The following is an 11,633-nucleotide window of genomic DNA, read 5'->3' on the forward strand; positions in this document are numbered from 1 at the left end:
TTGGCCGCCTCCGGCGGCGTGTAGGTCGCACCAACGGGAAAGCTTCGGCGAATCCCGCGTACGGCGGGGGAGTCCACCAGGCTCCCCGCCGCCCCATGCCGCTCACCGCCCAAGGACACCGCTCCGCGGCGCCTGTTCTATTGGCCGCCTCCGGCGGTGTGTGTCCGTCCACCCTGGCAGCTGCCCCGGCGAATCGCCCGACCCGGCGGGGAGTCCACCAGGCTCCCCGCCGCGTCTCACCGGACAGGCTCCAAAGGACACCGCTTCGCGGCGGCTGTTTGTTGGCCAGCTCCGGCGGCGCACAAGCCGGTCCACCGTGCAATCGCTCTGCCGATCGCAGGCGACGGCGGGGAGTGCAGCGCGCCCGCTGCGTCTCGCCGAACTGTCTAGAGAGACAGCGCTTCACGGCGGCCGGGCTGCACGTAGATGTCCTGTCGGGCGCAGGACTACCTCACCAGCATGGAAGACCGGTTTGCCGCTCATCTGATTGAGCTCCGAAGCGCGACACGCCTGCCGGACCACTTAGCCGTCCGGACTCTGACGTCAGCCTCCATCCGCCATCGAACCCTGACACGTGAGCGGCAGCGTCTTGACGTCGCTAGCCGATTGGTCCACGCCAATCTGCGACGACATGAACCAACTGCGCTTCCGACGTCCAGGCAGTTTCGTAGTAGTGAAGTTCATAATTGTCGATGAGGTGGCCAAGCGGATGCCAGGAGCGGAGGTCGCAGATCAGGTACTGGCTGTCACCCGCGTGTCCGCCAAGCCAGTTGTCGCCTCGTCTGCCATCCACGGTCGGGGGTATGAATCCTGGCTGCTCGACAACGATGCCACGTACCCAGACCTCTCCGTTCTCGTCGTCCTCCTGCACCACCAGCGCCACCGGGGAGACTGAGTGGTCTCGAATCTTCCCGGCGTGCGTAATTTCGACCGACTTCGTCTCCCGCGGCCGAAAGAAGACGGAGTGTCGTACTTCGAACGTCTCGCAGAGGTGCCGAAGGGGTGAGGTGTCGATCGGTATCCCAACCAGTTGGAACGACAGGGTCGCGTGCCTGACGATGCGTTCCTTCGACGCAGAGAGGTCGCAAGTGAGCGTGTAGAAGCCACCGTCACAGACGTCGAAGTACGTGGCTTCCTCGGTGTGATGGAGAGAGTCGATACCTCGGTAGCGTCGGCGCCAGCCTCTGATCTCCCGTGCGAGTATACCTGCGCCGGAGCCGTGCCAGTTGGTCGTCGCCTGCTGTATCGACCATCGTCCCTTCGGCGTGATCCAACCCATGTCAGCTAGTTCGTGGAGGAGTGCTATCAGCGCGGCTTCATCTCCCACGTCGAGTTCGATTTCTGCGAACACACCCACTCCGCCGCCGGCGACCCAGTCGATGTCTAAGAGGCTAGGAGCGAAGACGAACGGTCCGAAGTCACCACCACTGCTGAGTACATCACGTTGTTGCCCGTCTGGGAGCCGAAATAGCCCGTGAGATACCGGCAGGTCGGCGCGCTTTGAAGGCTTGCGTGTGAGTCGGTTCGAATGGCGATCGAGCTCAACTTCACGATGTGTCAGGAGCGTTGCCTTCTTCCGGCGCAGCAGGCGGGTCAGGTCCTCACGACCATCCGCGATGGCGAGCAGCTCGTTTCCACTCAGCAGGAGGACTGGTCGCTTCGAGCGCTCACGAACACGGTCGATGACGGCGTCCGAGAAGCCGCTGTTACTGCAGAGGATCCCAATGACCTCGGGTGGCGTCGCCTCGAGCCGCGTGAAGAGCGAGTCGACGTGATCGATAGTGGCCTTCCGTCGGTGGTACTTGGCCTCGATCAGGTACACGACGTCGTTCGACCGACGGACGAACAGATCGGTCTGGCGGGGGGCTGCGGCTCCTGCTTTGCGATCGACCGTGAAGTGCTGCTGCCGAAACATGTTCGCGACCACGCCCTCGAACTCCCGGCCAGCCCGCTGGCGGTCAGACATGAGCGCCAGCCGCGCGAGGGCATCACTTAGGCTCGAAGATTTCAACACCGTCGGATGGTAGCGCCGGTGCTCGTCATGAACCGAGAGCCCATTTTTCAGGAGTCCTGGATAGCAATTGACTTCTCGTGGAGCTACCTCGGCCTTCGACGCCGTCAGCGGCTCGATCGGCCCCGAGTCGGGTGAGACGCCGGTCCTTCAGCTGGACCGTCCTCAGCAGCACGCCGACCTGGCAACGCTGATAGAAACGGGTGGCCTCAGAGAGATCGGGTGCAGTCGTCCGTGGTGCCTCCGGAACCGGGAAGAGCGCCTCAGTCCTCGCCGCCGTACGTCGCCGGGTGGGCCTGACCCGTTTGACGGACATCCGAGATCAGGAGCTTGTGCTCCGGAAAGGATGTTCATCATGGAGTCCATGGCAAGAAGAAGCCGCGGCCTCGTCGATCGTTCACACCCGAGTTCAAGGCCGAGATCGTCGAGCTGTGCCAGCGCGGCGACCGGTCGGTGGGTCAGGTCGCGAAGAACTTCGACCTGACCGAGACAGCGGTCCGGGAGTGGCTGAGGCAGGTCGAACGCGACGCCGGCGCCGGTGTCGGTGGCTTGACCTCGAGCGGGAAGGAGGAGCTGGCGCGGTTGCGGGAGAACCGGCGGCTGCGCGAGGACGTCGAGATCCTCAAGCGGGCCACGGCTTTCTTCGCGAAGGAGACCCGGTGACCAGGGTAGCTGCGTGCTACCCGTTCATCGAGGCGGAGAAGCAGCGCGACCACAACGTCAAGCGTGCGTGTGAGTTGCTGAAGGTCTCTCGTTCCGCCTACTACGCCGACCGCGCCAGCAGGCCCTCGATGCGTGCGCAGCGTGACGCCGAGCTGACCGGCAAGATCGCCACGATCCACGACGACTCCCGCCACACCTACGGGGCACCGCGGGTCCACCACGAGCTCCGGGCCCAGGGGGAGCCGTGTTCGCGCAAGCGGGTCGCCCGGCTGATGCGGGCCGCCGACCGGCGCGGGCGGGCACCCCGGCGGTGGAAGACGACCACCATCGCCGACCCGGCCGCCCCCGCCCGCCCGGACCTGATCGGCCGCGACTTCGCGATCGATCTCTGTCAGGCCGATGTTGTCGGGCTGTCCGATCGGATGATGCGTTCTCATCCCTATGCTGAAGTTGGGATCGTGCTCGTGCGGAACGAGAAGCGAGCCACTCGAGGCGCCCAGCGACGGTAGGCATCGATACGCGAGACAGTCATGTGGCCGCGGACGCGTTGGAGAGGCTGGTGTAACTCTGGGAACTTGTCGAGCAACTGCCAGACGGTGCTCTCATCGGATGACCCAGCCAGCGAGTTGAAGAGTTGCTGGGCGACCGATGGACGTCCGATCAGGATGCCTAGTAAAAGGATGACAGCCTGGTACTCGCCATCGTCCGTCGCAGTGGCAGCATCGCGGGGGAGAAATGCCGGCAACTCGCTATCGGGCACAGAGACTCGCAACATCCGATAAATGTTCACAAGACGCTTCGCGGCGCGAGGTGTGGGGACAAGGTCGCTGACCATGCCGAGGAGGTCCTGCTCAGATTTCGTAATCGACAACAACTCAGGGCGGGGCGGCGTCGGTTGAACTGCCACGAGATCGGTCGTGTCTGTCAAGCCGGGAGCGCCGCCCGAGATGTCACCGGCGGAGACGACATGATCAGGCATGACGTCTGCGCCGTCCGCGTCGGCGCTAGTTCCGGGGAGCGAGGCGAAGGGGCCGATAGGACCCTCATTGCCGGGGGTTAGAGGCGGGGTTAAAGCGACGATGAGTTCCCGGTAGCGGCGGTGTCATCGCTCCTAGCGCGAAGGGGATCTGGAAGATCTTCTCGAGGTAGCTGTCCGGCTCGTCGAGAAGGTTGTCGTAGTGTGCGGCGATCGACCGTGTAAGCCATCGACTGTCGACTCCGACGACGACTACGAAGAGCTTGAACGCCAACAGCAGGTGGACTGCCTGAAGAACCTCGACGACTTTATCGTGTGGACAACGGTCGAGATCATCAACGTAGAGGAAGATTCTCTCGACATCGGGAACCTCTGGACTACCCGGGCTCAGGATCTCTGTACTTTCTGCCAGTTGCGCTGCGCCGCCTGGATTGCCACTGGGCATCAGACTGACCAAGTCCTCGAAGTCGCGACGGACGCGTGACATCACGCCCAGCTTATCGCGGTAGTCCGAACTGGTGGCCCGCTCGCGCACGAGCTTCTGCAGTCGCAAGCCCTTATTCCTTGCGTCAGCAAGCTCCTGCTCATCGCGGGATACCTCTTGCTTTGCCGTCCGCTCTGCAGCCTCTGCTTGGGTGAGCTCTGCGCGTCTTTTATCCACAGATTGCTGGCGAGCTGCGCGTGCCTCACGCGCCAAATGCAGCACACGCCAAGCACCGTTCAACGCTGGCGTCACCGCGGCTATAACGGCGCCGATTAGCCCGAGTGCGGCGACCCCAGGAGACCACTGAGTTACAGCCCATACCGCGCCCGCTAGGGCGAGGAACACGACAAAGGTGATCAGAGTTGTTTTCCGTCGCTGGTACAGCACCTCTTCTTTGAAAAGCCGCCAGGTGATCTGGGCCTTCCCGATCGTTCTATCTACCGCGTCAAGGGTGTCGACGAGTTCCGTTGCCGAGTCATCCGAGACTTGAACGCCTTGCTCTGCGATCTCACGAAGCCTGTCGGTTAGCTTTTCTTCACCGCGTACCGCACGCAGCGCGGCAGCGAGCGCAGCTCGTGTGGCGGCGACCGGACGATTTGTCCTCAACTCAAGCTCTTCCACCTCACGCTGCAGCCGCTGGCGTTCGGTCCTGGTCTCGACAACTCTCCGTCGCGCCTGATCGAGTTCGTTCAGCTTTGCGGTGGTCATATCGGGCCTGCCGGCACTGGCCAGCTCGTCGAACAGGGTCGCAGCTAGGCTCGCCCACAGGTCGGTATCAACGTAGTGCCAGGCGTTGAACCGAATCTGTCTCACCTCCTTGCAGTACGGCCAGGCATCTCGCCTCCCAGCCTTGGCAAGATTCGCGAGCTCGTCGATCCGTTCCTGCATCAGTGCCATGAAGAAGCTCTTGCCGCTACCCCAGTCACCGAAGAGTCCGACGGCCAGCGGCAAGGGCGTCTCACGCGCGAGCAGGACGGACACAAGCATCTCGACCTCGGGTGCAACATCGAGCGTGTCTGCACTCTTGACCCGCCCGTCCCCAGGCTCCGGCACGGTGTCAGCCATCGCACCGGGAAGGAGCGGTGCTCGTGACGGCTCCTTTTCGTCGTCTGCTGTCCGTGCTGCCTCGCGTGAGCTGGGATGTTCAGCATGTTGCCTGGACGGGTGGCGGGCCTGACTCGCCTCGCGGTACAGGCGCTCGGCCTCATCGGGATCGTAGATCCGGATGAGGCTCGCGAGTTCGCGCATCGCTTCCCTGTCGCCAGTCTCTATCGCCCGGCGATAGAGGCTCTCAGCCGTGAGACTCTCGCCAGCCTCGGCCAGCACGCGTGCGAGGTCGCGGATCACGACAGGATCGTTGGTCGCCGTCGCGTCGTTGTAGAGATCGGAGGCCTCGCGGATGTTGCCGCTGCGGATCAGTATGACGGCGAGTTCAAGGATTGCTTCCCTGTCGCCAGCCTCTATCGCTTCGCGATAGAGCCTGTGAGCGCCGTCTGTGTCGCCCATATCGACCCGTTGCGCGGCCAGTGCGCGCAATGGCGCCGTGCTGTTAGCTGCGGTCGCCTCACTGTCCTGCTTCGGTTGCTCAGCGGTGGTGGCGTCTCCGGTCTGTGGCCGCTGTGATCCGCGGTCGCCAAGCGGTACGACCTCCCGCGCCCTGGAGGTCTCGGTGAGATAGGTTCTTCCGGCGACGGGTAGGGTCGGCCTGACCCAGCCGTCTCGCTCTTGGGCCACGCTGACGGCAGTGATCAGGCCGCGCTCCGCGAGGTACTCTGCGGCGTGCCGCACCTGCCGTTCGCTGTAACCGCCGCCTTCTGCCGTCGATGCGAGGAGCACAAATGGCTCCCAACTCGATGGGCTGACGTGATTGTTCTCCTGCTCGTCCAGCCACAGCAACATCGCCCGGTGTAGTACCTCCTCGCGGATCTTCGGATCGGCGCGGCTGGATCGTAACCGCTGAACAGCGAGCTTCCCGGCCGCTGTGATTAGGCCGAAGGCACCGCCCAGCGTGCTGGCCTGCCTGACATAGCCGGCATCATTCAGTAGGTCAATCAGGTCATATCCGTACGAGTTGTCGACGCCGAGGCTGTCCAGGTAAGCAGACATCGCCTCGAGCCCGTCCTCGCCCGCTCGGTCACTGTCGTACAGACGCTCGAGCAGATCTGACGCATGCTGCTCAATTTCGGTGGCCATCCGCTCCCTCTCGGTCAGTCGTTCCCTGTACCGAGGGCTCAACGACACCTGGTGATACAGACAGTTACCGATGATGTGCCCGATGTGGTGTTCTGTGCGGTGGGGACGGGTGGGAAGCTCGCGGGTGTGGCTGCAGGGGTGCGGCCGGAGCAGTTGGTGGTTGGGGTTTCGGTGTTGAAGGGTGGGGCGTTCCTGGAGGCCGACGTTGTTCGGCTGCGGAGGGGTGCACGGCGCGCGGAAGGGCTCGTGACGGCTTGAGTGTGATTACCACTTTGGTGGTTGTGCGGAGCGGACGACTGAGCTGGATGAGTTCGTCGACGACTTCGAGGTACGACGATTGTGGCGTTGATCAGTGGATCGGGTGGGTAGGGTTCGAGCCAATCGAGGTGCCAGTCGCCTGAGTTGACATTGAAGGACTTGCCGAAGCCGAGCGAGCGGCCGTTCATGGCGCGGGCGTGTGGCCCGGCTCCAGTTAGCGGAGCGCGTTCAGCTCGTCGAGGGCGCGATGGGCGCGCTTGACCACCCCTGGAACGACCTCGTGGCGCCCGTGACGGATGGGCCACTCAAGCTGCACGAGGATCTGGGTCGCTGCGAGCACCGCCGCGGCCTCCCAGCCGACGAGGTCGAGGATCCTCGTTGACAGCCGCCGTCGGGCATCGTCCAGCGGATCCTGGAAGGTGTGCCACTGGAGGGTGGTGAGATCAGTCGCCCGCGTGCCGCTACCTGCGTTCCCGATATCCACGACCGCCACCACCGCTCCGTCACGGACCAGGACATTGTCGGGCTTGAAATCGGCGTGGACCATGTCAGGTGGCTCTGCTGGTGGGGAGCCGTCGGCACACATGAGCCGCAGGCGCTCGACCAGTGCCGATACCGCGGAGGAGTACTCCGAAAGCCCGGCGACAGCCCTCGACAAACTCGGGGCTAAGTCTCGACCGAAGTCCTGACCGGTGGCGAGCCGCCAGGCGTACGACCAGTGGTCGTAGGGCTCCGAGGCTTGGCCGGCCTGGAGTTCGTTGATCTCCGTCAGCTGCTCAACGAGGGAGGGGGTCAGCTCCGGCGCGGGAGCTGCGTCAACGAAGTCGATGAGGTGCCATACATGAGTGGCTGTGGCCCCTACTCCGAGCCAGGCCGGGGTGGGATAGCCGCGCCTACGCATGTGCTCGACGATTCTCTGGGTTCGCAACGACTCGTCCAGCTGGTTGGGGCGTACCCTCGGCCATGCTTTGAGCACTCCATTTGCCCCTCCGGCCAACTCAACGCGCATGGCACCCACATCGAAGCCTCCGGGTAGGCGACCGACAAGAGTGACCTCTGCCCCGACGACGCCGGCCACATCGTCCAGGACCTCGGTAGGCAGCTCTTCGGGATGGGTTCCGTGGCTCATTGGCTCGAAGGGCCGATGAACCGTTCGTACGGCTCCGGCACCACCCGGACTTCAAACAGACGCGCAACCATGCCGGCATCCTGGCACCGTTCCACGCCCGACCGCATGCCATTTCCTTGCCGAAGAGCGAACCCTAGAACCTCGAGTGCCTGGTGTTTGAGGGCGAGCGGGCGCATCTTGCTGCCTTTGGCCTGGCCGACCGCACGAGGAACTCGTCTCGACGCTCGAGCCGATTATGCGGTCCACTTCTGTCCGCCAGGAGAACCCGCTGCATGTTGAAGCCCAAGGTGTCACGGTTGGGCAGTCGCCGGCTGGGGGGCTCGGGGCGGGCGTCGCGTTCGCGTCTCGGCTGCCCTCGACGGGGAGGGTTGGGATCCGTCGGTTGAGGACACCGGGCAGCCACCAGGCGCGGTCGCCGAGGAGGCGCAGTACCGGGCACTATCAGGCACCGGATGATGATGGCTGTCGCAGTACTCCTCGACGCCGTCACGTAGCGGCAATCATGTTCGCCGTCTGCCAGTGCGGAACCGGCTTGCGTCTCCACTAGATGGAGACTGCACAGTGGTTGCCATGACCACTGGAGACAGCAGACTCTTCTCGATCGGTGACCTGGCCGAGCGGACCGGACTCAGGGTGCGGACGATCAGGTTCTACTCCGATCGCGGTGTGTTGCCTCCGACAGACCGGAGTCCGTCCGGTTACCGCCGCTACGACTTCGACTCGCTGGCGAGGCTGGAGTTGGTGCGCACGTTGAGGGAACTCGGTATCGATCTTCCGACGATCCAGCAGGTGCTGGAGCGGGAGCGAACCGTTACCGAGGTGGCCGCGGCCCACGCGGAGGCCTTGGATGTGCAGATCCGGAGCCTGCGGATCCGGCGCGCGGTTTTGCGGATGGTGGCGCGGCGCGGCTCCCGACCCGAGGAGTTACAACTCGTGCACCGACTGGCTGAGCTGTCCGACCTGGACCGTCGTCGACTGATCATGGACTTCATCGACGAGGCGTTCGGTGACCTCGATGCGAATCCGGAGCTCGTCGAGTTGCTCCGCTCGGCGATGCCCGAGATGCCCGCGGAGCCGGCCCCGGAGCAGCTCGAGGGTTGGATCGAGCTGGCCGAGCTGGTCGGCCGGGTCGACTTCAGGGCGGCGGTGCGCCGGGCAGCGCAGCATCAGGCTCAAGAGAGGGCGGCGGGGGACCGGACCGGGTTGCACCACGATCTCACTGTGTTCGTACGACACACCATCGAGCAGGCGATCGCCGACGGCGTCGATCCTGCCTCCGCGGCCGCGAAGCCGGTTCTGGACGTGTTGATCACGCAGTACTGCGAGACCTTCGACGAAGCCGACACACCGGAGTACCGGGCGCGGGTCGCACGCCGGGTGGAGGTCGGGAGCGATGCACTGCTCGAGCGATACTGGCACCTGCTAGCTGTTGTCAACGGCAACGAACCACCACCCTCTCTCGCCCCGGTCTTCACCTGGTTCCTTACTGCTCTGCGTGCTACCGGGCCGCGAACGCCTCTGAGCTGAAGTCCCAGGCCGCCGTCTGTGGTTTGTGCGGCGTTCAGATGAGAAGGGTGCGGCCCAGCCAGTCGTCGGCAGTTTGTACGCCGGGGAGGGCGAAGAAGTAGCCGCCGCCGAAGGGGAGGATGTAGTCGACCAGGGGTTCGTCGATGAGGAGGGTTTGGGTGGCTACGAACTGGCGGTCCAGGTCGGCGTTGAAGCAGATGAAGATCATGCCCATGTCGAGTTGGCCGTTGGGCTCGATGCCGGCGCTGTAGTTGAAGCCGCGACGTAGCATCCGGCGGTCGTCGGCGGTGCCGTCGTGGGGGTTGGCTAGGCGGGTGTGGGCTGTTAGCGGCACTGTGTTCCCGTGGGCGTCCCGGTAGTAGCTGGGGAGCTGGAACTCCTCCTGGCCGGGTACTCGTTCGCCCGGGCGGCCGGACAGCGGTGCGCCGGTGTCGCGGTCGCGGCCGAAGATCCGTTGCTGCTCGTTGATCGAGATCCGGTCCCAGAACTCCACGAACATCCGGATCAGCCGGACCACGTGGTACGAACCGCCGGTCACCCAGTCCGGTTCGTCGCCGCCGGCCTTGGTCCATACCAGGTGATCGAGCAACTCGGGACGGTCGAGGAACTCGTGGTTGGCCGTGCCGTCCTTGAACCCGAACAGGTTCCGGGGTGTGCCGCTCGGCCGCGGCGGGCTGGTGAAGCCCTCCTGCTGCCACAGCACTTGCAGGTCGGCGCGGGTTGCGCGCATCAGGATGCGGAGCGCGTGCAGCACGGTGTCACGGTGATCGGCGCAGATCTGCAGGAGCAGGTCGCCGTCGCAGCGGTCGGGGTCGAGCGCGTCGTTCGGGAACTCGTCCATCGCGCGCAGTCGGGCCGGTTTGGCGTCGGCGAGGCCGAACCTGTCGTCGAACAGGCTTGCACCGACGCTGACCGTGACGGTGAGACCGTCGGGGACCATGCCGGGGCCGAGTACGCCGTTCTCGTACGGCGTTGAGACGAGACCGTCGTCGCTGCCGCGTCCGGTCGGTGCGTCGCCTCCGGTGACCAGGTAGCGGATGGTTGCCGACAGCGTCTGGAACATCCGCCGCAGCGCCAGCCGGTCGGGCGCGGTCACCAGAAACGCGACGACGATCGCCGCCTGCTGCGCAGGCTCAAGGATGCCGGCCTGGTGCGCACCTTCGAACGACCGGCTATCCGGTGCAGCGACGTCCGGTGCGGCGCTGTCCGGTGCGGTGGTGTTGTGGTCAGGCATGGGTGATTGGGCCTCGGTCGCGGGTGGCGTTGCGGGGGTCGACGATGGCCGCGGTGTGGGAGAGCAGTTCGACGCTGTGCTGCACGGCTGCGTTGACCGCGGCCCGCTGCCGGACCGACAGTGCCGCCAGTCCGACCCAGCCGTCGTCGTGGTGGTGGCTGCGGACGAGCTGCTGGGTCAGCCGGAGCTGTTCGTCAGTCTCGTGCAAGTACGGGTTCTGCTTGCGCAGGATCGGCCGCAGCGGGTTCAGCGCCTGCCAGACCCCGGTGATGTTCGCGTCCACGGTCGCCAGCTCGGTCTGGCTGCCGGCGTCACCGATGCCGTTCAGGTCCCACTGCAGGGCGTCCTCGAGGATCTCGTGAGCCCGCCGGGCCATGTCGATCGGCGCGATCGCGTTCGGCAGCGCCAGCTCCTCGGCGAGCCGCCCGATCGCCTCGAGCAACGCGTCGACGTACGGCCCGATCGTCGCCATCGGCCGGTCGTGCCACAGCATCGCCTCGATCTTGCGGAAGCCCTCGAAGTCCGCGTCCGCGAGGCGGTCGGGGGCGACGCCGCGCGGCGGGTCGGCGTTGATGTCGTCACCGGTCTCGTCGTACGCGCGGTAGGCGCCGCCCAGCGTCTCGTAGGTGAGGTGGGCCGTCAGCCAGTAGCGTCGAGCGGCCGCCGCGTCGCCAAGCTCGACCGCGGCATGCAGTTGCTCAACCTCATCAGTCAGCCTGGGCAGCTGCCCGATGATCCAGCCGACGTAGGAGTTGATCGGGATCCGGAGGTCGAGCCCGGTCACGGGGACGATCCCGTGTACGTCGTACGGCAGCGGATCACCGGTGACGACGACCGGCCGGCTGTACTTGATCGTGTAGTCGGTGATGCAGACCCAGCGGTATGTCCCGGGCGGTACCGACGCCGTGACCGCACGGCTGACGCCGCGGCCGAAGTGCTCGACCTCGAGGTAGATCCGCTCGGTCGCGGGGTCCTCCAGGTAGACCTCCGCGCCGGCGCCCTCGTTGTTCACGAAGATGAACTCGTAGCGGCCGGCCGGTCCGCCGAGCCAGTCGTCGATGCCGTACGGCGAGCCGACGACCAGCTCGATCGGCCGCGGCCGGCTCGACGGCAAGGATCGTGCGGCCGCCGAGGCCGTCGTACTGCTCACCGGGCCCA

Annotated in this window: 8 protein-coding genes; 3 read left to right on the forward strand and 5 right to left on the reverse strand. The window is 65.2% G+C overall.

The annotated features are described in order from the left end of the window. Window positions 1-598: 598 nt before the first annotated feature. The gene (locus EV653_RS06980; RefSeq protein ID WP_134099074.1) at window positions 599-2,014 is read right to left on the reverse strand and encodes a restriction endonuclease; all 1,416 of its coding nucleotides are present in this window, start codon (window positions 2,012-2,014) and stop codon (window positions 599-601) included. A 327-nt stretch (window positions 2,015-2,341) separates the two neighbouring features. Between EV653_RS06980 and EV653_RS06985 the strand changes: the two genes are divergently transcribed. Further along, entirely contained in the window at window positions 2,342-2,674 is a 333-nt protein-coding gene (locus tag EV653_RS06985; RefSeq protein ID WP_166679305.1) for a transposase, read from the forward strand. Then, on the forward strand, window positions 2,671-3,183 hold the full coding sequence (locus EV653_RS06990) for an IS3 family transposase (RefSeq protein WP_134099078.1): 513 nt from the start codon (window positions 2,671-2,673) through the stop codon (window positions 3,181-3,183). Before EV653_RS06985 ends, EV653_RS06990 begins: the two co-directional genes overlap by 4 nt. 534 nt (window positions 3,184-3,717) lie before the next feature. Here the strand turns inward: EV653_RS06990 and EV653_RS06995 are convergent. Both EV653_RS06995 and EV653_RS07005 read right to left on the reverse strand, forming a co-directional pair. After that, window positions 3,718-6,327, reverse strand: a complete 2,610-nt coding sequence (locus tag EV653_RS06995) for a P-loop NTPase fold protein (protein WP_134099080.1) — start codon at window positions 6,325-6,327, stop codon at window positions 3,718-3,720. Between the two features lie 472 nt (window positions 6,328-6,799). After that, the gene (locus EV653_RS07005; protein ID WP_202871496.1) at window positions 6,800-7,663 is read right to left on the reverse strand and encodes a phosphotransferase; all 864 of its coding nucleotides are present in this window, start codon (window positions 7,661-7,663) and stop codon (window positions 6,800-6,802) included. A 621-nt stretch (window positions 7,664-8,284) separates the two neighbouring features. Here EV653_RS07005 and EV653_RS07010 point away from each other — a divergent pair. Continuing rightward, complete coding sequence (locus tag EV653_RS07010; RefSeq protein WP_134099084.1) at window positions 8,285-9,241, forward strand: helix-turn-helix domain-containing protein; 957 nt, start codon at window positions 8,285-8,287, stop codon at window positions 9,239-9,241. 34 nt (window positions 9,242-9,275) lie between these two features. Here the strand turns inward: EV653_RS07010 and EV653_RS07015 are convergent, their stop codons facing one another. Continuing rightward, window positions 9,276-10,475 (reverse strand): Dyp-type peroxidase, encoded by a 1,200-nt coding sequence (locus tag EV653_RS07015; protein ID WP_134099086.1) that lies wholly within the window; start codon window positions 10,473-10,475, stop codon window positions 9,276-9,278. Then, a complete protein-coding gene (locus tag EV653_RS07020; RefSeq protein ID WP_166679306.1) occupies window positions 10,468-11,625 on the reverse strand; it encodes an EfeM/EfeO family lipoprotein in 1,158 nt (385 codons plus the stop codon). The genes EV653_RS07015 and EV653_RS07020 overlap by 8 nt, the downstream gene beginning before the upstream one ends. Window positions 11,626-11,633: the final 8 nt, after the last annotated feature.

Source organism: Kribbella pratensis (assembly GCF_004365355.1).
Lineage (GTDB): Bacteria > Actinomycetota > Actinomycetes > Propionibacteriales > Kribbellaceae > Kribbella.